This window comes from Kaistia sp. UC242_56, assembly GCF_044452255.1.
In the GTDB taxonomy this organism is placed as follows: domain Bacteria; phylum Pseudomonadota; class Alphaproteobacteria; order Rhizobiales; family Kaistiaceae; genus Kaistia; species Kaistia defluvii_A.
The window spans coordinates 3,268,406-3,293,988 of sequence record NZ_JBIOAN010000002.1 but is presented as its reverse complement, the minus strand read 5'-3'; the positions used below and the strand labels follow the sequence as shown (position 1 = coordinate 3,293,988).

Below are 25,583 nucleotides of genomic sequence, written 5' to 3'. Positions count from 1 at the left end.
GTGGGCGCCGTCTTCACTGCGTATCGGCATTCGGCGCTCCGCCCTTAGCCGGAGCGCCACGCTACCCGAACCGTCGGGCGGCGTTCGAGATCGAAAGGATACGGTCGTGATCCATAAGAATTGGCAAGAGCTGATCAAGCCGAACAAGCTCGAGGTGACGCCGGGATCCGATCCCAAGCGTCTTGCTACCGTTGTGGCAGAACCTCTTGAGCGCGGCTTTGGTCTGACGCTCGGCAATGCGCTGCGCCGCGTGCTGCTTTCGTCGCTCCAGGGCGCTGCGGTTACCGCCGTCCAGATCGACGGCGTGCTGCATGAGTTCTCCTCCATTGCCGGCGTGCGGGAAGATGTCACCGACATCATCCTGAACATCAAGGAAATCTCCATCCGCATGCAGGGCGAAGGCCCGAAGCGCATGGTGGTTCGCAAGACCGGACCGGGCGTCGTCACCGCTGGCGACATCCAGACCGTCGGCGACATCGAGGTCCTGAACCCCGAGCTGGTTCTCTGCACGCTGGACGACGGCGCCGAGATCCGCATGGAGTTCACGGTCAATACCGGCAAGGGCTATGTCGCTGCCGACCGCAACCGCGCGGAAGACGCTCCGATCGGGCTGATCCCCGTCGACAGCATCTATTCGCCGGTCAAGAAGGTCTCGTACCGCGTCGAGAACACCCGCGAGGGCCAGGTTCTCGACTATGACAAGCTCACGCTTACGGTCGAGACCGATGGTTCGCTCCGTCCGGACGACGCAGTGGCTTATGCCGCCCGCATCGTTCAGGACCAGCTGTCGATCTTCGTCAACTTTGAAGAGCCGCAGAAGGAAACCGTCTCGGAAGCCATTCCGGAGCTGGCCTTCAATCCGTCGCTTCTGAAGAAGGTGGACGAACTGGAACTTTCCGTCCGTTCGGCCAATTGCCTGAAGAACGACAATATCGTCTATATTGGCGACCTGATTCAGAAGACCGAGGCAGAAATGCTGCGGACGCCGAATTTCGGTCGCAAGTCGCTCAACGAGATCAAGGAAGTTCTCGCCCAGATGGGTCTCCATCTCGGCATGGAGGTCACGAACTGGCCGCCGGAGAACATCGAAGAACTCGCCAAGCGTTACGAAGATCATTACTAAGACAGCACCCACGGCGTGAGCCGCCGGTCGATAAACTGAGGAGAGAGCCATGCGCCACGGTAATTCCGGTCGCAAGTTCAGCCGTACCGCGAGCCACCGCAAGGCGATGTTCGCGAACATGGCTGTAGCGCTGATCACGCACGAGCAGATCGTCACCACCCTGCCGAAGGCGAAGGACCTGCGTCCGATCGTCGAGAAGCTGGTCACGCTCGGCAAGCGCGGCGACCTGCATGCCCGCCGCCAGGCCATCGCGCAGCTGCGCGACGTCGAAGCAGCCAAGAAGCTGTTCGACACGCTCGGCCCGCGCTACCAGGAGCGCCAGGGTGGCTACCTTCGCGTTCTGAAGGCCGGCTTCCGTCATGGCGATAACGCCCCGGTCGCCGTCATCGAGTTCGTCGAGCGCGACGTCGACGCCAAGGGCGCTTCGGACCGCGCCCGTGCAGCGGCTGAAGAAGCGGCTTCGGAAGGCGTCGCAGCGTAAGCTGCTCGCAATTCGGGTTTGGATCAGGGCGGCCTTCGGGTCGCCCTTTTTCGTTTGGGGTTTTCGCTGCCGGGCAGGGCAGGGCCGGCGCTGTGGATATATCTGGGGTGACGTTTCGGCACCTCGGCAGCCCGTGGCGGAACTGTGCCGGGAGCGCTTGGCATCGACTTAGCGACTGCTTTGTCGTGGTGGTCAGGGTTCCTTTCACCGGTGCCCGGTGTGGAATTCCCTCCGCAGAGGAAGCAAGACCCTCACCCAACCCTCTCCCACAAGTGGGCGAGGGCTTTCGGGCGGCGTGTCGGCGGCTTCGCGGCTCCCGCCCCATGGCTGAGGCGCAAGGCTGCGAGGACTCTCGGACCTATGGTTCAGGCGTTCCGGCTGGCACAACGTGCTCCCTCTCCCGCTTGCGGGAGAGGGCTGGGGTGAGGGGCTTTCGGCGATTGGATCACCAAGGCCGCTACCATATGAGACGCCCACATTCCCGGCGAATGGCTGAGCCAAACAGCCGCGGGCCGGCTCTACAGCTTCTCCACCGCCGTGAAGCGGAACAGGAAGCTCGGTTCCATCATGGATTGGCTCAGCGACAGGCGGCTGGAGCGGTAGCAGTCCGGCTCGTCGGCGAAGAACGTGCCGGAGAAGCGCACCGTGTCGCCGGTCTTCAGCTTGCCGAGGCTCTGCGCGACGGCGGATCCGGCGGGAACCAGGGTCTGGTCCTCCATGTCGGACATCGCGTTGTTCCAGGTCTTCACCAGCGTGCCGTCGGGCAGGGCCATGGTGACGGTCATGCGCTTGCCTGAATCCGCTTCCATCGACTGGATCTTGCCGACCCAGCCTTTCACTTCGGGCTTCGGCAGCGCCTTGCAGATCGCGGCGGCGCGTTGGGGCTGGATCGCATCGCGTTGCGCGTCATCGGCCTTGTCGAAGGCCTCGCGCGCTGTTCCAACGGCCTGGGTAAAGGCCGCCTGGTCCTTGGGCTGCTGCGGGGCCAGCAGGCCGAGTACGGCCGCGGCTTCTTCGGCAGGGCTCGCCGCCGGGGTGGTGGCGGCACCAGAAGATGGGGCCTGGCCGGTGATCGGATCCGGCTCGGCGCCCGGAATGACTGTCGTCGTCACGGGAACCGGATCGGGCAGGGGCGTCGGCTCGAGCTGCGATTCATCCTTGTTGGACGGGCCCGGGACCTCGACCGGCTCGACCACGCGTACATTCGGTGGCGGCGTGGCGGGCTCGGATGCGGCGGCCGGGGTTGATTCGGAGGGCGGCACGATCTGCGTTTCCGGCGCGATCTCGGGAGCGGCGGGCTCGAGGATCGCGATATGCGGCATCGTGACCGGCAGGGACGGCTTCATGATCACGCCGGCGCCGCCCGCCACCAGCAGCACCGTGCCGACAGCGATTCCGGCGAAGTTCGTGCGGCTCAACCCATTGAGAAGCAGGGGAACCAGCCCGGCCAGGAGACCAAGCAGGCCTACGATGAACAGTGCGATCCAGAGCATTCTGATCCCTTCGTCCCGGCTGGATTATCCAGATCTCGGGCCCGACGCCAAGAGTTCGCCCGGCCGGCAGGACTCTATATCCGACCGTGAGTGGCATGAAGTCTGGGCGAGCCTGTGGCGGTTGAACAGGTCGTATCGAGTACGGCCTGTGGATTCGTTCGCGGACCCAGAAGGCGAGGCGCCCGGCCAAGGCCACTGCGGTGCCGCATTTCGTGTAGCATTGTTCACGAAGGAATCCTGTCAGAAAGGCTCTCTCCATGCGGTTTGGAATTGCGGTTGCAGTTGGTTTGGCCGGCGCGTTGCTTTGCGGCCCGGCGACGGCGGCAGAACGCACGGTACCCCAGTCGGAGGCTGCGCTCCGCTATTCCTTCTCGCCGATCGTCAAGCGGGTCTCGCCGGCGGTCGTCAACGTCTATGCCTCGCGCGTCATCCAGCAGCGCGCCTCACCCTTCATGGATGATCCGTTCTTCCGCCGGTTCTTTGGCGGCGAGATGAACAATGCGCCGCGCAAGCGCGTCCAGCAGTCGCTGGGCTCCGGCGTGATCGTCGATCCCTCGGGCATCGTCGTGACCAATTATCACGTCATCGCCAATGCCGACGAGGTCAAGGTCGCGCTCTCCGACAAGCGGGAGCTCGAGGCCGAGGTCGTGCTGAAGGACGAGCGGATGGATCTGGCGGTCCTGCGGCTCAAGGGCGGCGACGGCCGATATCCGATCGTTTCCTATGCCGATTCGGACGCGCTGGAGGTCGGCGATCTAGTGCTCGCCATCGGCGACCCCTTCGGCGTCGGCCAGACGGTGACGAGTGGCATCGTCTCGGCGCTGGCGCGTACGCAGATCGGCGCGTCCGACTATCAGTTCTTCGTGCAGACCGATGCGGCCATCAACCCGGGCAATTCCGGCGGCGCGCTCGTCGACATGGACGGCAAGCTGGTTGGCATCAACACGGCGATCTATTCGCGCAGCGGCGGTTCGATCGGCATCGGATTTGCGATTCCTTCCAATATGGTACGCGTGGTTGTTCAGTCCGCACTGAAGGACGGCAAGCTCATGCTGCCCTGGCTCGGCGCCAACCTGCAGCAGGTGACGCCGGAGATTGCCGATGGGCTCGGCATCGGCCGGCCGCGCGGCGCGCTCGTCACCGACGTGGCGGCGAACGGTCCGGCCGCGAAGGCGGGGCTCCGATCGGGCGATCTCGTCATCAGCGTCGATGGCGTCGAAGTGGATGATCCGAACGGGCTCAACTATCGCCTCGCCACCAAGGGCGTCGATGCCACGGTAAAGCTCGTCTATATACGCGGCGGCAAGACCGTTGCCGCGGAGCTGGCGCTCATCGCCGCGCCGGAAACGACGCCGCGCGACCGGCGCACGATCGATGGTGTATCGCCCTTCTCCGGCGCGACGGTCGTCAATCTCTCGCCGGCCGTGATTGAGGAACTCGGCTATGCCGGCAAGCGCGACAATGGCGTTCTGATACAATCGGTCGAGAGCGGATCGCCTGCCGAAGGCGTCGGCTTCCGCGCAGGCGACATCATCGTCGAATCCAACGGCGTAAAGATCGCGTCGACCAAGGATCTCGCCGATGTCGCGGCGCAGAGGGCTTCGCGCTATAGGCTGGTCATCGAGCGCGGCGGTCGTCTGATCCGCACGCAGGTCGGTCGTTGATCGGGTTTGGACATTTGAGATGAGCAATCTGTTCGAGGCAGCCGGGATGGAGAGGGCCGCGCCGCGGCCACTGGCCGATCGGCTTCGCCCCGAACGGCTGGCTGACGTGGTCGGCCAGGATCATCTCGTCGGCGTCGACGGCGCGCTGTCGCGCATGCTGAATTCGGGCTCGCTCGGCTCGATGATCTTCTGGGGCCCGCCCGGCACCGGCAAGACCACGGTGGCGCGGCTGCTCGCCAACGAGACGGAGCTCCATTTCGAGCAGGTCTCGGCCGTCTTCTCCGGCGTGGCGGACCTCAAGAAGGTGTTCGAACAGGCCCGCGCGCGGCGGCAGATCGGCAAGGGCACGCTGCTCTTCGTCGACGAGATCCACCGCTTCAACCGCGCCCAGCAGGACAGCTTCCTGCCGGTGATGGAGGACGGCACCGTCACGCTGGTGGGCGCGACGACCGAAAATCCGTCCTTCGAGCTCAACGCCGCCCTTCTGTCGCGGGCCCGCGTGCTGGTGTTCCACTCGCACGGACCGGAATCGATCGCCAAGCTGCTGGCCCGCGCCGAAGCGGTCGAGGGCAAGCCGCTGCCGCTCGACGAGGAAGCGCGCGAAGTGCTGATCCGCATGGCGGATGGCGATGGCCGCGCCTCGCTGACGCTGTCGGAGGAAGTCTGGCGGGCCGCGAAACCCGGCGAGATCTTCGACGCCAAGGGCCTGCAGGAGATCGTCCAGCGCCGGGCGCCGATCTACGACAAGGGGCAGGACGGCCACTACAATCTGATCTCCGCCCTGCACAAATCGGTGCGCGGCTCCGATCCGGACGCGGCGCTCTATTACCTCGCCCGCATGTTCGATGCCGGCGAGGATCCGCTCTATCTCGGCCGAAGGCTGGTGCGGATGGCGGTCGAGGATATCGGCCTCGCCGACCCGCAGGCACTCGTCGTCGCCAATGCCGCCAAGGACGCCTATGACTATCTCGGCAGCCCGGAAGGCGAACTCGCCTTCGCGCAGGCCGCCGTCTATCTCGCCACGGCGCCCAAATCGAATGCGGTCTACATGGCCTTCAAGGCGGCGACCCAGGCGGCCAAGCAGGGTGGCTCGCTGCTGCCGCCCAAGCACATCCTGAACGCCCCGACCAAGCTGATGAAGGACGAGGGCTACAACGCCGGCTATCGCTACGACCATGACGAGCCGGATGCCTTTTCAGGCCAGGACTATTTCCCGACGGCACTCGGCCGGCAGAATTTCTACGAGCCCGTCGAGCGGGGCTTCGAGCGCGATATCCGCAAGCGCATGGATTATTGGGCAAAGCTCCGCAAGGAGCGCGGCGGCGGCTAGCCGGGGATCGCTTGCGACTGGCGCGGATCCTCTTCCCAATCCCTCCTGCCTCGTTGCATGCTGGGGGCGAACCTCAGGAGCCCCGCCTTGATCCTCATCGGCCAGTATGATTCGCCCTTCGTCCGTCGCGTCGCGATCGCCATGCATCTCTACGGCATCGCCTTCGAGCACCGGCCCTGGTCGGTGTTCGGCGATGCCACAAAGATCGCCCCCTATAACCCGCTGACGCGCGTTCCGACCCTGGTGCTCGACGATGGCGAGGTGGTGATCGAGAGCGCCGCCATTCTCGATTATCTCGATGAACTGGCCGGCGAGGAGAAGGCGATGATCGCGCCGTTCGGACCGGAGCGGCGGCGCGCCCTGAAAATCTGCGCGCTGGCGACCGGACTCGCCGACAAGGCGGTGAGCCTCGTTTACGAGGCTGTGCTGCGCAAGGACCGGTCGGAAGTCTGGGTCGAGCGCTGCAAGACGCAGATCGCCGGCGTGCTCGACGCGCTGGAGGCGGGTCGCGCCGACCGACCGACCGCCTGGTGGTTCGGCGACCGCATCGGCCATGCCGACATCGCCGTCGCCTGCGCGCTGCGCTTCACCAACGAGGCGCATCCGGGCCTGCTGGGCAACAAGCACTGGCCGCGCCTCGAGGCGCTTTCGGCCGAGTGCGAGGCCCTGCCGGTCTTCGCGGAGAATGCCCAGGCGGTATCCCCGCCCAAGGCCTGATCGGCCGTGAGGGGCGGATCGCCTCAGCGGAGCTTTTCGACCGCGATGGCGAGACAGGCCTCGAAGGCGGCGAGATCGGTATAGAGCGCGGCCGGATCGGCATTGCCGACCACGACCGCGCCGCCACGCCGTTCGATGCCGCCATGCAGCATTAAATTGTCGATCATCTCGAAATCCTCGACCGAGAGCCCATCCGGCCCGCGCTTGTGGCCGTCGGCGCCCTCGGCGACTGCGCCCTGGTAGTAGTTGAGCACGCGGGCAAAATGGTTGGCGGCGACGTTGGTGTAGGCGAAGACCGGCTTGCCGAGCCCGCACATGAAGCCGAGTTCGAACGTCGTGCCGGTATCGGCCGCTATGCCGCGAAACGGCGTCAGGTTCGCGATGATGGCGTCCGCTTCCAGCATCATCTGTTCGTCGATCTCGCTGATCGCCAGGCCGAATCCCTTCTTGGTATCCGTCGGCGGGATATCCAGGTCGCCGGGCGAGATCGGCGTGAAGCCGGCGGCCCGGGTGAGGGCCGCCTTCCGATCGAGGATCTCGCGGGCATTGGCGAGAAAGACTTCGGGCCCGGCGAGATAGATCTTTTTCGACACGGATGAAAACCCTTCTGGAGGAAGCTCTGCATCCGTGGATAGCGGGTCCGGCGACGCCCGCGCAACCCGGCGGGCGTCAGGCTTTGTCGCCGGAACGGAGCGGCGCGCTGTCCTCGCTGGATAGCCGCCTGCGTTTCAGCGTGCAGAGGGTCGCGATCAAGGCAAAGGCGAAGAGCAGGACAAAACTCGCTTCGACCGCGCCGAGGATCGGGTGGCCGTAGAAGATAACGTCGTCGGTCCGGGCGTCCTGGATGACGCTCATCCGCCAGGCCAGCATGGAGGCGGCGCTGGCGACGCCGAGGCTGACGCCCAGCATCCTTGCGAGGTTGAGCATGGCGCCGGCCTCGCCGGAAAGCGCCTGTGGCGCGGCGCCCATGGTCGCGCTGTTGTTCGGCGCCACGAACATGCCGAGGCCGGCGCCAAACGCCGCGAGCGCCAGGATGCCGAACAGGCGGGAGGGCGAGGGTTCGAGCGCCACCAGCGACAGCGCCAGCAAGGCAACGCCGCAGATCGCCATGCCGGCGAGGCTGAGCGTGGTTGCGCCGAGCCGGTTGACGAAGGAGCCGGCGATCGGCGCGGCGATGCCAATCGCGATCGGGATGGCCGCGAGGCGCAGACCGGCCACTTCCGGGGCGTCGTGGAAGCCGCGAACCAGCGCGAAGGAGATCAGGTAGAACATGCCGTAGAGCATGGCGTAGCTGAGCAGCACGGCGAGAATGCCGAGCGAGAAGGCTTCCGACTGGAACAGCTTCAGATCGACCAGGGGCGAATCGGTCCGTCGCTCGTACAGGATGAACAGCGCGAGCAGCACGATGCCCGCCACGCTCATGCCGATGAACGCCGCCGAGGCGATGCCCCAGTCGGCGGCCTGGCTGAGCGCCAGGACGATGCAGAGAAGGGCGGGAGGTAGCAGCAGGGCGCCGCGCCAGTCGAAGCGCCCGCTTCCCTTGCCTTCGTCGTGCGGCAGGATGAGCCAGCCGAGCAGGACGCCGATTACCCCGATCGGCGCCGTCACCCAGAAGATCGAGCGCCAGCCGAACGAGCCGATCAGCAGGCCGCCGACGATCGGTCCGAGGCTGACGCCGACCGCCTGCGCCGCCGAGAAGATGCCCATGGCACGGCCGCGTCTTTCCTTGCCGGAGGCGCGGACCAGGATCGAGATCGAATTGGCGCCGAGCAGCGCGCCGCCAAGGCCCTGCAGGACGCGGAAGCCGATCAGTTGCGGCAGGCTGGTCGCAAGGCTGCAGAGCACCGAGGCGACCAGAAACGCCGCCATGCCCAGCAGATAGAGGGGCTTGCGGCCATACTGTTCGCAGAGCCATCCGAAAATCGGCAGCGAGGCCGAGAAGCTGAGCAAATAGGCGAGGGCGACCCAGCTCGTCACCGTCTCGCGCACCTGGAAGATTTCGGCGAGATGCGGCAGCGCCAGTTGCACGACGCTGGCGTCGAACTGACCCATGAAGCTGCCGATGCAGGTGACGCCGACAAATATACCAGGGGTAGCCCGGCCGCTGCGCCAGCCGCTCGCGGAATGAAGCCGCGATGGCCCGCGGCGCCTCCACCGGGACACTCTGTCTGCGCTCCACCGGGTCGTCCATGGTCGCCTCTCATACCTTCCGTTACGCTAGCATGGATCCGCCACGGCGCCTCTTCACCGGGCTCATCGCGGGATGCATGACCAACAGGGTTTTTTATCGCGGCGCGGCTGGCGTATAAGCGGCCGAGCCCATGTGGAAAGGCCGCTTGCGGCCCGAAGAGAGGAACGCCCCAATGCAGACCCGTGCCGCCGTCGCCTGGGAAGCCAACAAGCCGCTGACGATCGAGACGATCAACCTCGACGGCCCGCGCGCCGGCGAAGTGCTGGTCGAGATCATGGCGACCGGCGTTTGCCACACCGACGCCTACACGCTGTCCGGCCTCGATTCGGAGGGCAAGTTCCCGGCGATCCTCGGCCATGAGGGCGCGGGCATCGTCCGCGAGGTCGGCGCCGGCGTCACGTCGGTGCGCCCCGGCGATCACGTCATTCCGCTCTACACGCCGGAATGCCGCCAGTGCAAAACCTGCCTGTCGCAGCGTTCCAACCTCTGCACGGCGATCCGTTCGACGCAGGGCCAGGGCCTGATGCCCGATTCGACCTCGCGCTTCTCCTGCTCGAACGAGACCGTGTTCCACTACATGGGCACGTCGACCTTCTCGAACTTCACCGTGCTGCCGGAGATCGCGGTCGCCAAGGTTCGCGAAGACGCGCCCTTCGACAAGATCTGCTACATCGGCTGCGGCGTGACCACGGGCGTCGGCGCCGTCATCCACACCGCCAAGGTCTGGCCGGGCGCCAATGTCGTCGTGTTCGGGCTCGGCGGCATCGGCCTCAACGTGATCCAGGCGGCCCGCATGGTCGGTGCCGACAAGATCATCGGCGTCGATCTGAACCCGTCCAAGGTCGCGATGGCCAGGAAGTTCGGCATGACGCACTTCGTCAATCCGGACGAGGTCGGCCGCGACAAGGTCGTGCAGGCGCTCGTGGACCTGACCGGCGGCGGCGCCGACTTCTCCTTCGAGTGCATCGGCAACGTCCACACCATGCGCCAGGCGCTGGAATGCTGCCATCGCGGCTGGGGCGAGAGCATCGTCATCGGGGTGGCCCCCTCGGGCGCCGAGATCTCGACCCGTCCGTTCCAGCTCGTCACCGGCCGCGTCTGGAAGGGCTCGGCCTTCGGCGGCGCGCGCGGCCGCACCGACGTGCCGAAAATTGTCGACTGGTACATGGAGGGCAAGATCAACATCGACGACCTGATCACCCACACCATGCCGCTCGAAGAGATCAACACCGCCTTCGACCTGATGCATGAAGGCAAGTCGATCCGCAGCGTCGTCGTATTCTGATCGCGTGAATTGACGGGCAGTCGTTCCGGCTGCCCGTCGTCTCGAACTGCCAATCACGGGGCTGGTCTTGCCGCTACGCCTGACATCCGTCTCGGCCGAGCTCTATCGCTCGATCCGGCGCATCAAGGTTCCGGTCGAGCCGCTGACCGTGCTCGTCGGCCGCAATGGCGTCGGCAAGACCAATCTCTACCGCTCGCTGGAATTGCTGGCCGCCGCAGCGCGCGGCACGATCACCCGGGAGATCGCGGAGGAGGGCGGGTTTGAATCCGTCCTCTGGGCCGGGCCCCGCGCCAAGGGACCGGTGCGGCTGAAGCTCGTCGCCGAGTTCGGTGAATACGCCTATTCGATCGAGATCGGGCTGCCGGCGCCGATCGACCAGGCGGCGCTGACGGGTACTGAGCCGATGGTCAAGGCCGAGGAACTGGTGCACCGCCTCCGCGGCAAGGCCGTGACGATGATGAAGCGGCAGGGACCGAGCGCGTGGCTGCGCGATGAAGACGGCCGGCGACAGACCTATGAGGAAGCCCTCGTGCCGTCCGAGACGGCATTGTCGGGCTTTCGCGACCAGGGCCGCTTCATCGAGCTGGATCTCGTGCGGCGGGCGCTGCTCGACTGGCGCTTCTATCACGACTTTCGCACCGACAAGACCTCGCCGATCCGCCAGCCTGCGCTCGCCATCACAACCCCGACGCTCTCCTCGGACGGCTATGATCTGGCTGCGGCCTTGGCGAGCGTGATCGTGATCCGCGAGGAAGCGCCGGAGATCGAGGCGGCAATCGAGGATGCCTTTCCCGGCGCTTCGCTGGTCACCGAGTTTGGCAAGGGCACCGTTTCGATCGGGCTGAAGTTTCCGGACCTGCCGCGCCCGCTCGGTGCGCATGAGCTTTCCGACGGCACGCTGCACTTCCTCTGCCTTGTCGCAGCCCTTTCGGGCTATCGTCTGCCGGGCTTCATCGCGCTCAACGAGCCGGAGACGAGCCTGCATCCCGACCTGACGCTGCCGCTGGCGCGGCTGATCGCCCGCGCTGCCGAGCGGACGCAGGTGTGGGTGGTCACGCATTCGCAGGCGCTCGCCGATGCGCTGGAGCTAGAAGCGGGCGTTGCACCGCGCGTCGTCGTCAAGGAGGACGGCGCGACATGGATCGAAGGGCTCAAGCTCTTCGGCGAATTTGCCGAGCAGGAGTGAACCATGCGGGTCGCCGTCTTCAGCACCAAGCCGTACGACCGGCAATATCTCTCCGAGGCGAACGCCGCCTTCGGGCATGATCTCGTTTTCCTGGAGCCCAAGCTCGATCTTTCTACCGCGCCGCTGGCGGACGGATTCCCGGCGGTCTGCGTCTTCGTCAACGACAAGCTCGACCGGCCGCTGCTGACGCAGCTTGCCGCCACCGGCACGCGGCTTGTGGCGCTGCGCTGCGCGGGCTTCAACAATGTCGACCTGCATGCGGCAGCCGAGCTCGGCATCGATGTCGTGCGCGTGCCCGCCTATTCGCCGCACGCGGTGGCGGAGTTCACCGTCGCATTGCTGCTGGCGCTCGATCGCCGCATCCCGCGCGCCTGGGCCCGCGTCCGCGACAACAATTTCGCCCTCGACGGCCTGATCGGCAATGACCTGTTCGGCAAGACGGTCGGCGTCGTCGGCACGGGGCGCATTGGGGCGCTGGTCGCGCGATGCCTGAAGCTCGGCTTCGGCTGCCGGGTGTTGGCGCATGACCAGTGGCAGGATCCGGAGCTGGTCGGCATCGGCATCGAATATGTACCGCTCGACGATTTGATGGCGGCGGCCGACATCGTCAGCCTGCATTGTCCCCTGACGCCGCAGACACATCACCTCGTCAACGCCGCCACGATCGAGCGGGCCAAGGCTGGGTTTCTCCTGATCAACACCAGCCGCGGCGCCCTGATCGACGCCGAGGCGCTGGTGGAGGGGTTGAAGAGCGGAAAGGTCGGCGGCGTCGCGCTCGACGTCTACGAGCAGGAGGCAGACCTGTTCTTCGAGGATCTCTCCAACGAGATCATCCAGGACGACGTCTTCCAGCGCCTGCTGACATTCCCCAATGTTCTGGTGACCGGGCATCAAGCCTTCCTCACGGCCGAAGCGCTGGCGGCGATCAGCGAAACAACGCTGCGGAATATTGCCGCAGCGGAAGCCGGCCATGTGCTTGATAACGCTGTCGTGGCGGAAGCCGTCAGCGCACCGCACGCTCGAACATGACCGCTGCACGCCATTTAGCATGAACGTCGGCGGCGGCTTTCGTGTAAGGTGACCGCCCATGACCCACAAAAACGATGTGCATTTATCCGCCCGCGCTTCGGAAGCGCGTGTCTGGCCGAAGATTCTTGGCCGGTTCCGCGAGCCGAATGAAACGCGCAGCGTCGCTGAAATCCTGATCACTGCCTTGCCGCTGGTCGCCCTCTGGGGCGCGATGTGGTTTCTGGTGCAGCAGGGCTTCTGGTGGCTGTCCCTTCTGCTGGCGGTCCCCGCCGCCGGCTTCCTGGTGCGCCTGTTCCTGATCCAGCATGACTGCAGCCATGGCGCGTTTTTCCGCCGCCGTGGCGTCAATGACTGGGTCGGCCGCGTCCTCGGCGTGTTCACGCTCACCCCGCATGACTACTGGCGTCGGTCTCACGCGATCCATCACGCCACCCATGGCAATCTGGACCAGCGCGGCATGGGCGACATCACGACGCTGACGGTCGAGGAATATCGCGCCCGCGGTTTCTGGGGTCGTCTCGGCTACCGGGTCTATCGCAGCCCGGTCGTGCTGTTCCTGATCGGCCCGGCCTACCTGTTCCTGCTCCAGCATCGTCTGCCGGTCGGCATGATGCGTGGCGGCTCGCAGCCCTGGCTCAGCACCATGGGCACGAATCTCGGCATCGCCCTGATCGCCGGTGGCCTGATGTGGCTGGTCGGCGTCGGGCCGTTCCTGATGGTCCACATGCCGATCGCCATCATCGCAGCCTCGATCGGCGTCTGGCTGTTCTATGTGCAGCACCAGTTCGAAGAGACGTTCTGGGCACGGCCGCCCGAGTGGACGCACCAAGAGGCGGCGCTGCATGGTAGTTCCTATTATGACCTGCCGGGCGTGCTGCGCTGGATGTCGGCCAATATCGGCGTCCATCACGTCCACCACCTTTGCAGCCGCATCCCGTTCTATCGCCTGCCCGAAGTGCTGAAGCAGCATCCGGAACTCATGCAGGTCGGACGCATCACGATTGGGGCGAGCCTTCGTACGGTTCCGCTGGTATTGTGGGACGAAGGCCGCCAGCAACTCGTGCCCTTCAAGGCGATGAAGCGCTGGCAGGCGGTATCCTTGCCGCTCGCGGCCGAGCCTGCCTGACCGGCGGGTTCTCCGACGAAGACGGCCACTGCCGGGCGCCGAGGATCTGGCGTGACCTTTTGAGGAGAATGTCGATGGCCAAGGGTCAGATGCGCAGCAATCGCGAAGCCAAGAAGCCGAAAAAGGTGAAGGAAGCTCCGGCGGCTGCCACCACCTTCACGACCCAGGTCACGAAGGCGACCCTGGGCGCGCCCGGCAAGGGCAAGAAGGGCTAGAACCAAGCGCCGGCCCGGCTCTGGTCGGGCCGCACGCTCGATGCATCCGGGTGGCATGGGCGATCGCCCAACTGTCCCGGATGGACGTTATGGCGCCAGCGTTCGGTTCGCCCCGGCACGCTGGCGTTGCCGCCGCCGCATCGACGGGCGAGGCGTGGAGCCACAAAGCGGCAATCGCTTCGGCGTTGGCTGCCTCGGTTTGCATTTCGGCGAATCCCAGCCTAATTCTTCCATCGGGAATGGAGTCTCCCGAGATCCTCCGGATCTGAACCGCCTTATGGCTGATGACCCCTGCCAGATGCTTTCGAGCGCATGGCAGGAGTCTGTCCGGCTTCCTGTCGCAGCGATGTTCGTGCCGGACCACGATCGGCGGGCGGCAGGCCCCCAAGGAGCTTTCATGTATCCGGTTGTTCTCGTGTTCCTCGGCGCGGGTCTGGGCGGCGTATTCCGGCATGGCGTCAATATCGGCATGGCGCGCTGGTTCGGCACCGGATTTCCCTGGGGGACGCTGACCGTCAACGTGGTCGGCTCCTGCGTCATGGGGCTGCTTGCCGGCTATTTCGCGTTTCGCGCCGGCGTCACCTGGACGCCGCAGGCGCGGCTGTTCCTCGCCACGGGCGTGCTCGGCGGCTTCACCACCTTCTCCACATTCTCGCTCGATGTCGTGCTGCTGCTGGAGCGCGGCGAGACCGGCAGCGCCGCCCTTTATGCCTTCGCGTCCCTGATTGTTTCCGTTCTGGCGCTCTTTGCCGGGCTTTTGCTCGTCAGGACGCTCGCTGGATGATATGAGGCGCCTTCAATAGAAGGACTTTTCTCATGGCGACCGTCGTCTCCAAGACTGTAGGGCCCGACGAGGCCGGCATGCGCCTCGATCGCTGGTTCAAGGAACACTTTCCGGGCCTGTCGTTCGGGCATCTGCAGAAGCTGCTGCGTTCGGGCCAGGTGCGCGTCGATGGCGGCCGCGCCAAGACCAACGACCGCGTTAATGCCGGGCAGGTCGTTCGCATTCCGCCGCTCGGCGTGGATGCGGCCGGCGGCAGCCCGCATGTCGCCCGTCCGCTGGGCGCGCGCGGCAGCGCCGCCGACGCGCTGATGGCGATCTGCATCTACGAGGACGATCACGTCTACGTCTTCAACAAGCCGCAGGGCCTGGCGGTACAGGGCGGCTCCGGCCTGACCACCCATGTCGACGGCATGCTGGAAGCGCTGCGCGACACCAAGGACCAGAAGCCGCGCCTCGTCCATCGCCTCGACCGCGAGACGACGGGCGTTCTGGTGGTCGCCAAGACGCGCCTCGCCGCCTCCAAGCTCGCCGCCAGCTTCCGTGCCCGCGCGACCAAGAAGGTATATTGGGCGCTGGTGAAGGGCGTTCCCCGTCCGATGCAGGGTCGTATCTCGACCTGGCTCGCGCGCGATGGCGGCCCCTCGGGCGACAAGATGAAGATCGCCCGCCATGGCGAGAACGATGCCAGCCATGCCGTGACCCTGTTCTCGGTCGTCGACAATGCCGGGCAAAATCTCTCCTGGCTGACCATGCGTCCGGTCACCGGCCGTACGCACCAGCTGCGCGCCCATGCCGCCCATATCGGCCATCCCATCATCGGCGATCCGAAATATTTCGAAGCCGACATCAACTGGGACTTTCCCGGCGGCGTCCAGAACAAGCTGCACCTGCATGCGCGCCGGATCATCATCCCGCATCCGTCCGGCAGCGGCACGCTAGACGTCACCGCGCCTCTGCCGCCGCACATGGTGCAGAGCTGGAACCTGCTTGGCTTCGACAAGGACCTTGGCGATTCCGGCACCGAAGACGACGAGTAGTCGTCGAGGCGCCGCGGCGCCTGGACGGGATTAGGGGAAGGCCCGGCTCTCGCCGGCACGATCAGATGACGGAAATGACGACAGCTCCCGAGAAACTCGACGCCCACAAGTTGCCGAAGCGCTTTTATGAAAAGGTCGCGACCGCGGCGGTCGAGGGCGGCTATGCCGTCCATCTCGACGGCCGCGCGCTGCGCACCCCCGCCAAGGCGCCGCTCATCGTTCCCGACGAGTCGATCGCCGCCGCGATCGCCGCGGAGTGGGCCGGGCAGAGAGAGTTCATCAACCCGGCGACGATGCCGCTGACGCGGCTGGTCAACTCGGCGCTGGACGGTGTTTCCCGCGAGCCGGACGAGACCCGCGCCGAGATCCTGCGCTACGCCGGAGCCGACATGCTCTGCTACCGCTCGGAGGGACCGGACAGGCTGGTGGCCTTGCAGGAAGCGTCCTGGACGCCGCTGCTCGGCTGGATGCAGGAGCGCTTCCATGCGCGCTTCGTGCTGGCCCAGGGGATCGTGCATGTCGAGCAGTTTCCCGAAACGATCGAAGCGGTCGACGCCGCGCTGGGCGATCTCGACATTCTCCGCCTCGCCGCGCTCAATACCATCACGACCCTGACCGGCTCGGCTGTCCTCGCGATCGCCGTCCTGCACCGCCACCTGTCGGCCGAGGAGGCCTGGGCGGCGGCGCATGTCGACGAGGACTACCAGATCAGTCTCTGGGGCGAGGACGAGGAGGCCAGCATCCGCCGCGCCGGGCGCTGGAGTGAAATGCAGGCAGCGGCGCTGGTTGTGGCCGCACGGGGATAGGAGACGCTCTTGAAGCACGTCCTGGCTGAACTGGAAAAGCGCCGCGCCGAAGCCCGGCTCGGCGGTGGCGAGAAGCGCATCGCGGCGCAACACGCCAAGGCCAAGCTGACGGCGCGCGAGCGCCTCGACGTGCTGCTGGACGAGGGATCCTTCGAGGAATTCGACATGTATGTCGAACATCGGGGCACCGATTTCGGCATGGAGAAGACCAAGATCCCCGGCGACGGCGTCGTCACCGGCTGGGGCACGATCAACGGCCGCACCGTCTTCGTCTTCGCCAAGGATTTTACCGTCTTCGGCGGCTCGCTCTCGGAAGCGCATGCCGGCAAGATCATGAAGATCCAGGACATGGCGCTGAAGAACCGCGCGCCGATCATCGGCCTGTTCGATGCCGGCGGCGCCCGTATCCAGGAAGGTGTCGCGGCGCTGGGCGGCTATGGCGAGGTGTTCCAGCGCAACGTGCTGGCCTCGGGCGTCATCCCGCAGATCTCCGTGATCATGGGGCCCTGCGCCGGCGGCGACGTCTATTCGCCGGCCATGACCGACTTCATCTTCATGGTCCGTGATTCCAGCTACATGTTCGTCACCGGACCGGAAGTGGTGAAAACCGTCACCAACGAGACCGTGACATCAGAGGAACTCGGCGGCGCGAGCATTCACACCACGCGCTCGTCGATTGCCGACGGCGCCTATGACAATGATGTCGAGACGCTGCTGGAGATGCGGCGCCTCATCGACCTGCTGCCGCTCAACAACCGGGCCGAGATCCCGGAGATCGACAGCTTCGATACGGCCGACCGGATCGAGATGTCGCTCGATACGCTGGTCCCTGACAACGCCAACAAGCCCTATGACATCAAGGAACTGATCCTCAAGACTGTCGATGAGGGCGATTTCTTCGAGATCCAGGCGGCGTTCGCGAAAAATATCGTCACCGGCTTCGGTCGTATCGAGGGCCGCACGGTCGGCTTCGTCGCCAACCAGCCGATGGTGCTGGCCGGCGTGCTCGACAGCGATGCCTCGCGCAAGGCGGCGCGGTTCGTGCGCTTCTGCGATGCTTTCTCGATTCCGATCGTCACCTTCGTCGACGTGCCTGGCTTCCTGCCGGGGACGGCGCAGGAATATGGCGGCCTGATCAAGCATGGCGCCAAGCTGCTGTTCGCCTATGGCGAGGCGACGGTCCCGAAGATCACCGTGATCACGCGCAAGGCCTATGGCGGCGCCTATGACGTCATGGCGTCCAAGCACCTGCGCGGCGATCTGAACTATGCCTGGCCGTCGGCGCAGATCGCGGTGATGGGCGCCAAGGGCGCGGTCGAGATCATTTTCCGCGCCCAGAACGGCGACGCCGAAGGACTGGCGGCGCGGACCAAGGAATATGAGGACCGCTTCCTTTCGCCCTTCGTCGCGGCCGAGCGCGGCTATATCGACGAAGTGATCATGCCGCACTCGACCCGCCGCCGCATCGCCCGCGGCCTCCGGCTCCTGCGCAACAAGTCGCTGGAGAACCCCTGGAAGAAGCACGACAACATTCCGCTCTAGCGGTAGGGCTTCTGGCAGCCGGCGGCTCTAGAGCGGGCCGATCTTCCGGATGTCGTCCGTCTCGACGCCGCCGAGTATTGCGCGGATCGCGCGTCCGCCGATCCGGAGATCGGGCGCGATTTCGGCCAGCGGCACCAGGACGAAGGCGCGCTCGGTCATGCGCGGGTGAGGGACGATCAGGCCCTCCTCGTCGATGCTGTCGTCGCCATAGAGCAGCACGTCCATGTCGAGCGTGCGGGGTCCCCAGCGGATGGCGCGCTCGCGGCCGTGGTCACGCTCGATCGCAAGGCAAAGGCTCAGCAGTTCGCGCGGCGACAGAGTCGTTTCGAGTGCGACGCAGGCGTTGAGGTAGGGCCCCTGCGGCACCGGCCCCCAGGGCGGGGTTTCATAGAGCGAGGAAATAGACGTCACGCGAACGCCGGGCGTGGCGTCCAGCGCGGCGATGGCAGCGCGCAGCAAAGCCTCGCGGTCGCCCAGATTGCTGCCGAGGCCGAGATAGGCATCAGTCACGGGAACGGCTCCGCTCGATCTCGATCGCAATAATGCCGGTCGAAAGCGGTACGGGCGCCTCCGGCTTGGTGATGCGCACGGTCAAGCGCTCGATTGGCGGATAGGTTTCGAAGATCGCGTTGGCCATCGCCTCGGCCAGGGCCTCGATTAGGTGGAAGCGCTGCGTCCTGCCGATCTCTTCGACCAGCATCGCCATCTCACCGTAATGGACGGTCTTGGCCAGGTTGTCGTCGCGCCCTGCGGCCGAAAGATCGAGTTCGGCGGTGATGTCGACGCGGAAGCGCTGGCCCAGCACAGCCTCTTCCGGCAGCACGCCGTGATAGCCGAAAAAGCGCAGGTCGTTGATGAAGATGCGGTCGGTCATGGGGCTTCGCGGCTGGAGAGGATGGCGTCCGTGACGGCGAGGGCGTCGCGATGGGCGGCGACGTCGTGCACACGGAAGGACGAGACACCCTTCGCGGCAGCCAGGACGTTGGTGGCGATGGTGCCGGCGAGGCGTTCCTTGGGCTCCCTGCCGGTAATCTCGCCGATGAAGCGCTTGCGCGAGACGCCAAGCAGCACGGGGAAGCCGAGCGCGACGATTTCGTCGATGCGATCGAGGATCCGCAGATTGTCGGCCATGGTCTTGCCGAAGCCGATGCCGGGATCGAGCACGATGCGGTGGTCGGGAATGCCGGCCTGACGCGCCAGGGTGACCGAGCGCTCGAAGAAGCGCTTCATCGCGTCCAGGATGGTCGCCGGCGAATAGGTCTGGCGCTCCCAATGGCTGGCGATCACCGCCGCGCCGTGCGCGCCTGCCACGCGGGCGATTTCTGGCTCGCGCTGCAGGCCCCAGACGTCGTTGACGATCTGCGCGCCGGCCTTCAGCGCCTGCTCGGCCACGGAAGCCTTGTAGGTATCGACGGAAATCAGCGCTTGCGTGCGTTGGGCCAGCGCCTGAATGACCGGGACGACGCGCGCCGCTTCCGTCTCGGCGTCGACCTCGGCGGCGCCGGGGCGAGTCGATTCGCCGCCAATGTCGATGATGTCCGCGCCTTCCGAGAGCAGCAGACCGGCATGGGCGACAGCCGCCTCCACCTCATTGTGGTCGCCGCCGTCGGAAAACGAGTCCGGCGTCACGTTGAGGATGCCCATGATCAGGCTGCGACCCGCGGTCCCGCGGTCCAGGTGATCGATGTCGATGCGGGCGGCAGGCGCCATCGGAAGCTCTCGGCGAAAAGGGGTTTGGCGAGTCGTGCGGCGGCCCCGCGGCCGCGATGCTGTTACAGCACCCAAACCGCTTAACCTGTCAACGGATTGTCGGCCTTGCCGGCGATGACCGGCTGGAATGCTTGGGATGGTCGGCTTTGTGCCGGCTTTGTCCGGCGACTTCGGTTTCGGTGGCGCCATGATTGCCGCTTCTTGCCAGACAGCCTAGAAACCTAATGTCCAGGAAGGCCATTTCCGCCGAGGAGCCCGCATGTTCGAGAAGATCCTGATCGCCAATCGCGGCGAGATTGCCTGCCGCATCATCAAGACGGCGCGGCGGATGGGGATCGGGACGGTGGCTGTGTTCTCGGACGCCGACCGTGACGCTCTTCATGTCGAGATGGCGGACGAGGCGATCCATATCGGCCCGGCGCCGGCGGCGCAGTCCTATCTGCTGATCGACAGGATCATCGCGGCGGCCAAGCAATCCGGCGCCGACGCGATCCATCCGGGCTATGGCTTCCTGTCCGAGCGCGCCGCCTTTGCCGAGGCGCTGGTCGCCAACAACCTCGTCTTCATCGGCCCGAACGCCGCGGCGATCGAGGCGATGGGCGACAAGATCCAGTCGAAGAAGGTGGCGGCCGCCGCCCATGTCTCGACGGTTCCCGGCCATCTCGGCGTGATCGAGAGCGAGGACGAGGCGGTCGAGATCGCGCGCCAGATCGGCTATCCGGTCATGATCAAGGCCTCGGCCGGCGGCGGTGGCAAGGGCATGCGCATCGCCCATTCCGATGCCGAGACGCGCGAGGGATTTCGCCTGTCGCGCTCCGAGGCCAAGTCATCCTTCGGCGATGATCGCGTCTTCATCGAGAAGTTCATCGTCAATCCGCGCCATATCGAGATCCAGCTGCTGGGCGACAAGCACGGCAACGTCATCTATCTCGGCGAGCGCGAATGCTCGATCCAGCGCCGCAACCAGAAGGTCATCGAGGAAGCGCCGTCGCCGCTGCTCGACGCGAAAACGCGCAAGGCCATGGGCGAGCAGGCCGTGGCCCTTGCCAAGGCGGTGGGCTACGATTCGGCCGGCACGGTCGAGTTCGTCGCCGGACAGGACAAGAGCTTCTTCTTCCTGGAGATGAACACCCGCCTCCAGGTCGAGCATCCGGTTACGGAGCTCGTGACCGGCATCGACCTCGTCGAGCAGATGATCCGTGTCGCCGCGGGCGAGCCGTTGCCCATCGCGCAGAAGGACGTCAAGCTGACGGGCTGGGCGATCGAGAGCCGCATCTATGCCGAGGATCCCTATCGCAACTTCCTGCCCTCGATCGGCCGTCTGACCCGCTATCGCCCGCCCATCGAGGCGCATCGCGAGGGCATCACGGTCCGCAACGATACCGGCGTCGTCGAGGGATCCGAGATCTCGATGTTCTATGACCCGATGATCGCCAAGCTCTGCACCCATGCTGCCACCCGCGGCGAGGCGATCGAGGCCATGAGCGTGGCGCTGGACGATTTCGTCGTCGAGGGCATCCAGCACAATGTGCCGTTCCTTTCGGCGCTGATGGCGCATCCGCGCTGGCGCGAGGGGCGGCTTTCGACCGGCTTTATAGCCGAGGAGTTCCCTGAAGGGTTTCAGGGCGTTACGGCTTCGAGCTCGACCTTGCATCAGCTGGCCGTGGTCGCGCTGACGATGGAGATCCTGCGCAAGGATCGGCTCGATCGGCTGGCCGGCCGCCTGGCGCCGCATGCCGGAAACTGGCGCGAGAAATGGGTGGTCTCGATCGGCGGCAACACCGTTGAACTGGAAAGCCCGACCGGAATCGCCCTGTTGCCGATGGAGGTGGAGATCGTGCTTCCGGGAGCGGAGGCACCGGTCACCGTGCTGTCGAACTGGATGCCGGGCGATCTCGTCTGGGAGGGCGCCATCGACGACGAGCCGCTCTCGGTGCAGGTGCGCCCCGCGCTCTCCGGATATCGGCTGCTCTATCGCGGCATCGACGTGGTGGCGCGGGTGATGACGCCGCGCATCGCCGCGCTCTACAGCCTGATGCCCGAGAAAAAGCCGGCCGACACGTCGAAATTCTTGCTCTGCCCGATGCCCGGCCTTGTCGTGTCGCTGGCGGTCGAGGAGGGGCAGGAGGTGAAGGCGGGCGAGACGCTGGCGATCGTCGAGGCCATGAAGATGGAAAACGTGCTGCGCGCGGATCGCGATCTCACGGTCGAGCGGATCGCCGTGAAGCAGGGCGAGAGCCTTGCCGTCGACGCGGTGATCATGGAGTTCGCCTAGCGGCGGTAGCGGCTCAGTCGGCCTCGGTGGCGAGCAGGCTGTCTTTCTTGACGTCCATCTGGTTGCCGCGCCATTCGAAGCCGTTCCCGCACACGGCGGCAATCCACAGCACGGGCAGCGACAGATCGCGCGGCACCCAGGCGAGCGGTGAACGGCGCGAATAGTGCCAGTCGAGGTTCTTGGCCAGGAAGGCTTCGGCCCCGTACCAGGCGACGGCCAAAAGCGGCGCGATCCAGCCCGGAATGGCGTCGTTGAAGGCGAGCCAGGTCGCGATCGCGATCGGGAAAAGGCCGCCGGTCAGGAATTCCATGCAGAAGAAGGCCGGGAAGGTGACCCTTCTGAGCCGCGCCCAGCGCAACTGGCGGCTCCAGACGGCGCGCAGCGCGCGGGCGCCGAGCGGCTGGGCGAAGGGCTGGCGGACGAGGCGCACGCGCTGGCCGTTGGCGCGGATCGCCTTGGTGGCGGCGGCGTCTTCGGCCGGATCGGCCGCAAGCGCCGCGATGCCGCCATGCCGATCCAGGTTCTCGCGGCGCAGGAACATCGACTTGCCCTGCGCGAAGCCCTGGCCCAGCGCATCGGCGGCGAGCTGCCAGCGGGCCTGGTAGGTGTTGAGATAGGCGCATTCGAACTCGGCGCCGTAGCCCTGCGGTTCACTGCCCAGTGGCGGTGAGCAGACCAGCCCGGTGGTCGCGTCCCAGCGATCGAGCATGCGATCGATGTAGTCCGGCGGCATCAGCACATTGCTGTCCGTCATGACGATCCACTCATGCTTCGCCGCGTCCCAGCCCTTCACCAGATTGTTGAGCTTCGGGTTGATGCTGATGCGGTCGTCGCCAATCAGCAGGCGGGCGGGAACCGCCGGGTTCGCCGCCATCAGCCGGCGGATGCCGGGGATTGCCGGATCGCTGGCGCTGGCGACGCAGAAGATCAGTTCGTAATCGGGATAATCGAGCCCGAAGCCGGAGCCGAGCGTCCTGTCGATCGCGTGCTCGATGCCGCAGACCGGTCGCAGAATGCTGACGGGGGGCTGTCCGTGGGGATTCGCCGTGTCGAGACGACCGGCGCGGCCGCGCAAGGTTACCAGCGCGATGCTGCCGAAATGGATGAGGGCGGCGAGCAGGCAGAAGATCTGGGCGAGGAGGATGGCGATGCTCATTGCGTCGCCTGCACGGGAAGAGGGGCTGAGGGTCGCGACAAGGCGGTATCGGCTCCTTTGACCCAGAAAGGTCGGACCAGGGCAGGGTAACAGAACGTCGCGGGCTTGGCGACGCGGACGATTGGCGAGAGAGCCTCGGTTGCTCTCGTCGCGCAACTGGGTGACGGTTTGATGAAGGGGCGAGGGGCAGGCTTGACGACCGGGCGGGAAGCGCGCAATCCGGGCGGCATCTCCCGCGCCTTCACGGAACGCATTGCCCATGACCGCTGCCAAGCTTACCGCGCTCGTCGATCTCGACGGGACGCTGACGGATCCCTATCCCGGCATCAGCGCCTCCATCCTCTATGCGCTGGAGAAGCTCGATCGTCCGGCCGCTGACGAGCTGGCGCTGCGCGCGGCGATCGGCCCACCGCTGGAAGGCAGCTTCGCCGCCATGCTGGACGGCGATGCGATCCTGGCGAAGGTGGCGCTCGGCCACTATCGCGAGCGGTTCGGCACGATCGGGCTCTACGAGAACACCGTGTTCGACGGCATTCCCGAGGCGCTTTCCAACTTGCGGGACTCGGGCGTGCAGATGTTCCTCGCCAGTTCCAAGCCGCGCGTGTTCTGCGAGCGGATCCTGGACCATTTCGACCTGACCCGATTCTTTGCCGTCGTGCACGGGTCCGAATTGGATGGCCGGCACAGCGACAAGAGCGAGTTGATCGGCCACATCCTTTCGGTTGAGGCGATCGATCCGGAGCGCTGTGTCATGATCGGGGATCGGCGCTACGATATCGAGGGGGCGCGGTCGAACGGGATCAAGGTAGCGGCAGTCGGCTGGGGCTACGGCACGGGGGAAGAGTTCGACCTGTTCCCGCCGGACGTGATCGTGCCTGAGGTTACCGATCTCGCGCCGGCCGTGCTGCGGCTGCTCGGCTGAGGGGGACGGGAATGACGGTACGCACGGTCCATGTGATGATATCCGGGCTTGTACAGGGCGTCGGCTATCGAGCGTGGACCGAACGGGAGGCAAATGCCCGGCGGCTGTCCGGATGGGTCCGCAATCGGCGCGGAGGGGAGGTGGAGGCGGTCTTCACCGGCGACGAGGCCGATGTCGCCGCGATGCTCTTCGCCTGCCATGCCGGCCCGCGCATGGCCCGCGTCAGCGCGGTCGATGTCGACGAACGAGATTCGGCCGAGCCTGGCCTCTTCCGGGTGCTGCCAGACGCCTGAGCGCGTGCACGTCCGATCGAGGGAGATCGCGCTAGCGAACCGTCTCGCCAAACAGCGCTTCGAACTCCCGGCGCAGGATGGCGTCGACTTCCGGCATGGTCACGATCCGCCCGAGATCCGCCAGGCTGGTAACGCCATGGCCCTTCACGCCGCAGGGCACGATCCCGTCGAAATGGTCTAGCTCCGGCTCGACATTGATCGAGATGCCGTGGAACGTCACCCAGCGCCGCACGCGGATGCCGATCGCCGCGATCTTGTCTTCGGCCTCGAAACCCTTTTCGGGGCGGCGAACCCAGACGCCGACGCGGTCGTCGCGGCGCTCGCCGCGCACGTTGAAGCCGTCCAGCGTGCGGATGATCCATTGCTCGAGCGTCGCCACAAACAGGCGCAGGTCTGGCCGCCGGCGGTTGAGGTCGAGCATCACATAGGCCACCCGCTGGCCGGGGCCGTGATAGGTGTATTGCCCGCCGCGCCCGGTCTGGAACACCGGAAAGCGGTCCGGCGCGATCAGGTCTTCGTCATGCGCGCTGGTGCCGGCCGTATAGAGTGGGGGATGCTCGACCAGCCAGATGCGTTCGCGCGCCGTGCCGGCCGCGATCGCAGCGACCCGCGCCTCCATTTCGGCGACGGCGTCGGGATAATCGACGGGCGCTTCCTCGATCACCCATTCGACGGGCGGGCTGCCGTCGCGGGGCAGGAGGGAAGCGGTGAGATCGTCGCGCAGGGTCATGGAGTCACTCTCGATTGGCGGCTTGGCCAATCTTTCATTGTGCCAGGTCTCATGTCGGTCGATCCGGTCATAGCGCAAGGGCGGGCATTGATCACCTGTCCCGCAAAAATCGATCGGTACCGGACTGCCTGTGGATGAAATGAAACAGTTTTCGAAGTCGCTTGTTTCGTCGGAGGTCATTTGCTACATCCCACCTCGCGCCGGTCAACACCGGCTTGGGTTTCGCGGTCGTGGCGGAATTGGTAGACGCGCAGCGTTGAGGTCGCTGTGCCGAAAGGCGTGGAAGTTCGAGTCTTCTCGACCGCACCAAACCCAAATGCAAAAATCCTCGCAAAGCGGCGGCCCTCGGGCCGCTGTTTTTGTTTCTGGACCCCGGTATCGGCCCAGGCGCTGGACGCCGAGGGCAACCTTTGGCGGGTGCCGGACGTTCGCCATGCACAAGGTTTGGCGCTACCGCCCTGGCCAATGGGTCCCGGTGAAGCGCCGCA

General features: G+C 65.8%; 25 protein-coding genes, 1 tRNA gene and 1 riboswitch. Of the genes, 18 read left to right on the top strand and 8 right to left on the bottom strand.

The genetic code is table 11. The annotated features are described in order from the left end of the window. Positions 1-106: 106 nt before the first annotated feature. Both ACHMWQ_RS18165 and rplQ read left to right on the top strand, forming a co-directional pair. Entirely contained in the window at positions 107-1,123 is a 1,017-nt protein-coding gene (locus ACHMWQ_RS18165) for a DNA-directed RNA polymerase subunit alpha (RefSeq protein WP_266335049.1), read from the top strand. Positions 1,124-1,172: 49 nt separating this feature from the next. Beyond that, positions 1,173-1,604: a 50S ribosomal protein L17 gene (rplQ, locus tag ACHMWQ_RS18160; protein WP_266335051.1), complete on the top strand. Its 432-nt coding sequence runs from the start codon at positions 1,173-1,175 to the stop codon at positions 1,602-1,604. A 518-nt stretch (positions 1,605-2,122) separates the two neighbouring features. On the opposite strand, the gene ACHMWQ_RS18155 is transcribed toward rplQ, so the two are convergent. Continuing rightward, positions 2,123-3,097, bottom strand: coding sequence for a hypothetical protein (locus ACHMWQ_RS18155; RefSeq protein ID WP_396308557.1), 975 nt, complete (start codon positions 3,095-3,097; stop codon positions 2,123-2,125). Positions 3,098-3,354: 257 nt separating this feature from the next. On the opposite strand from ACHMWQ_RS18155, the gene ACHMWQ_RS18150 reads away from it, so the two are divergent. The 3 genes from ACHMWQ_RS18150 (at position 3,355) to ACHMWQ_RS18140 (ending at position 6,808) form a co-directional block, all read left to right on the top strand. Further along, positions 3,355-4,761, top strand: a complete 1,407-nt coding sequence (locus tag ACHMWQ_RS18150) for a DegQ family serine endoprotease (RefSeq protein ID WP_396308556.1) — start codon at positions 3,355-3,357, stop codon at positions 4,759-4,761. A gap of 19 nt (positions 4,762-4,780) precedes the next feature. Then, positions 4,781-6,091: a replication-associated recombination protein A gene (locus tag ACHMWQ_RS18145; RefSeq protein WP_354550008.1), complete on the top strand. Its 1,311-nt coding sequence runs from the start codon at positions 4,781-4,783 to the stop codon at positions 6,089-6,091. 87 nt (positions 6,092-6,178) lie between these two features. Then, positions 6,179-6,808, top strand: a complete 630-nt coding sequence (locus tag ACHMWQ_RS18140) for a glutathione S-transferase family protein (RefSeq protein ID WP_396308555.1) — start codon at positions 6,179-6,181, stop codon at positions 6,806-6,808. A gap of 23 nt (positions 6,809-6,831) precedes the next feature. On the opposite strand, the gene ACHMWQ_RS18135 is transcribed toward ACHMWQ_RS18140, so the two are convergent. Together ACHMWQ_RS18135 and ACHMWQ_RS18130 are read right to left on the bottom strand one after the other, a co-directional pair. Beyond that, positions 6,832-7,401 carry a nucleoside 2-deoxyribosyltransferase gene (locus ACHMWQ_RS18135; protein WP_396308554.1) on the bottom strand — a complete coding sequence of 190 codons (570 nt, stop codon included), beginning with the start codon at positions 7,399-7,401 and terminating at the stop codon, positions 6,832-6,834. Positions 7,402-7,477: 76 nt separating this feature from the next. After that, positions 7,478-8,971, bottom strand: a complete 1,494-nt coding sequence (locus ACHMWQ_RS18130; RefSeq protein ID WP_396308553.1) for a DHA2 family efflux MFS transporter permease subunit — start codon at positions 8,969-8,971, stop codon at positions 7,478-7,480. Between the two features lie 200 nt (positions 8,972-9,171). On the opposite strand from ACHMWQ_RS18130, the gene ACHMWQ_RS18125 reads away from it, so the two are divergent. The 9 genes from ACHMWQ_RS18125 to ACHMWQ_RS18085 all read left to right on the top strand — a co-directional run bounded on the left by ACHMWQ_RS18125 (position 9,172) and on the right by ACHMWQ_RS18085 (position 18,009). Beyond that, positions 9,172-10,284, top strand: a complete 1,113-nt coding sequence (locus ACHMWQ_RS18125; protein ID WP_396308552.1) for an S-(hydroxymethyl)glutathione dehydrogenase/class III alcohol dehydrogenase — start codon at positions 9,172-9,174, stop codon at positions 10,282-10,284. A gap of 67 nt (positions 10,285-10,351) precedes the next feature. Then, a complete protein-coding gene (locus ACHMWQ_RS18120) occupies positions 10,352-11,470 on the top strand; it encodes an AAA family ATPase (RefSeq protein WP_396308551.1) in 1,119 nt (372 codons plus the stop codon). 3 nt (positions 11,471-11,473) lie between these two features. Further along, positions 11,474-12,499 (top strand): 2-hydroxyacid dehydrogenase, encoded by a 1,026-nt coding sequence (locus ACHMWQ_RS18115; protein WP_396308550.1) that lies wholly within the window; start codon positions 11,474-11,476, stop codon positions 12,497-12,499. 58 nt (positions 12,500-12,557) lie between these two features. Beyond that, positions 12,558-13,625, top strand: coding sequence for a fatty acid desaturase (locus ACHMWQ_RS18110; protein WP_354549996.1), 1,068 nt, complete (start codon positions 12,558-12,560; stop codon positions 13,623-13,625). Positions 13,626-13,699: 74 nt separating this feature from the next. Continuing rightward, on the top strand, positions 13,700-13,840 hold the full coding sequence (locus ACHMWQ_RS18105) for a hypothetical protein (RefSeq protein ID WP_354549994.1): 141 nt from the start codon (positions 13,700-13,702) through the stop codon (positions 13,838-13,840). 226 nt (positions 13,841-14,066) lie between these two features. Continuing rightward, positions 14,067-14,141, top strand: a riboswitch (Fluoride riboswitch). A 96-nt stretch (positions 14,142-14,237) separates the two neighbouring features. Then, a complete protein-coding gene (crcB, locus tag ACHMWQ_RS18100) occupies positions 14,238-14,624 on the top strand; it encodes a fluoride efflux transporter CrcB (RefSeq protein WP_396308549.1) in 387 nt (128 codons plus the stop codon). A gap of 32 nt (positions 14,625-14,656) precedes the next feature. Further along, the gene (locus ACHMWQ_RS18095) at positions 14,657-15,661 is read left to right on the top strand and encodes an RluA family pseudouridine synthase (RefSeq protein ID WP_354549990.1); all 1,005 of its coding nucleotides are present in this window, start codon (positions 14,657-14,659) and stop codon (positions 15,659-15,661) included. 74 nt (positions 15,662-15,735) lie between these two features. Further along, a complete protein-coding gene (locus tag ACHMWQ_RS18090; RefSeq protein WP_396308548.1) occupies positions 15,736-16,467 on the top strand; it encodes an ATP12 family chaperone protein in 732 nt (243 codons plus the stop codon). Between the two features lie 9 nt (positions 16,468-16,476). After that, positions 16,477-18,009, top strand: a complete 1,533-nt coding sequence (locus tag ACHMWQ_RS18085; protein WP_396308547.1) for an acyl-CoA carboxylase subunit beta — start codon at positions 16,477-16,479, stop codon at positions 18,007-18,009. Between the two features lie 27 nt (positions 18,010-18,036). Here the strand turns inward: ACHMWQ_RS18085 and folK are convergent, their stop codons facing one another. From folK to folP, 3 genes are read right to left on the bottom strand one after another with little or no spacing between them, the layout of a single operon-like run. After that, positions 18,037-18,519 (bottom strand): 2-amino-4-hydroxy-6-hydroxymethyldihydropteridine diphosphokinase, encoded by a 483-nt coding sequence (gene folK / locus ACHMWQ_RS18080; protein WP_396308546.1) that lies wholly within the window; start codon positions 18,517-18,519, stop codon positions 18,037-18,039. After that, complete coding sequence (gene folB / locus ACHMWQ_RS18075; protein ID WP_396308545.1) at positions 18,512-18,883, bottom strand: dihydroneopterin aldolase; 372 nt, start codon at positions 18,881-18,883, stop codon at positions 18,512-18,514. Before folB ends, folK begins: the two co-directional genes overlap by 8 nt. Next, positions 18,880-19,719, bottom strand: a complete 840-nt coding sequence (folP, locus tag ACHMWQ_RS18070; protein WP_396308544.1) for a dihydropteroate synthase — start codon at positions 19,717-19,719, stop codon at positions 18,880-18,882. The genes folB and folP overlap by 4 nt, the downstream gene beginning before the upstream one ends. Before the next feature lie 259 nt (positions 19,720-19,978). Between folP and ACHMWQ_RS18065 the strand changes: the two genes are divergently transcribed. Next, positions 19,979-21,994, top strand: a complete 2,016-nt coding sequence (locus ACHMWQ_RS18065) for an acetyl-CoA carboxylase biotin carboxylase subunit (protein WP_396308543.1) — start codon at positions 19,979-19,981, stop codon at positions 21,992-21,994. Between the two features lie 13 nt (positions 21,995-22,007). Here ACHMWQ_RS18065 and ACHMWQ_RS18060 read toward each other — a convergent pair whose 3' ends face one another. Continuing rightward, positions 22,008-23,150, bottom strand: a complete 1,143-nt coding sequence (locus ACHMWQ_RS18060; protein WP_396308542.1) for a ceramide glucosyltransferase — start codon at positions 23,148-23,150, stop codon at positions 22,008-22,010. 259 nt (positions 23,151-23,409) lie between these two features. Between ACHMWQ_RS18060 and ACHMWQ_RS18055 the strand changes: the two genes are divergently transcribed. Continuing rightward, positions 23,410-24,072: an HAD hydrolase-like protein gene (locus ACHMWQ_RS18055; protein ID WP_396308541.1), complete on the top strand. Its 663-nt coding sequence runs from the start codon at positions 23,410-23,412 to the stop codon at positions 24,070-24,072. A gap of 11 nt (positions 24,073-24,083) precedes the next feature. Beyond that, positions 24,084-24,365, top strand: a complete 282-nt coding sequence (locus tag ACHMWQ_RS18050) for an acylphosphatase (protein ID WP_396308540.1) — start codon at positions 24,084-24,086, stop codon at positions 24,363-24,365. A gap of 31 nt (positions 24,366-24,396) precedes the next feature. Here the strand turns inward: ACHMWQ_RS18050 and lipB are convergent, their stop codons facing one another. Then, positions 24,397-25,095 (bottom strand): lipoyl(octanoyl) transferase LipB, encoded by a 699-nt coding sequence (gene lipB, locus ACHMWQ_RS18045; protein ID WP_396308539.1) that lies wholly within the window; start codon positions 25,093-25,095, stop codon positions 24,397-24,399. 224 nt (positions 25,096-25,319) lie between these two features. On the opposite strand from lipB, the gene ACHMWQ_RS18040 reads away from it, so the two are divergent. Beyond that, positions 25,320-25,404 (top strand) — tRNA-Leu (locus tag ACHMWQ_RS18040). Positions 25,405-25,583 lie beyond the last annotated feature (179 nt).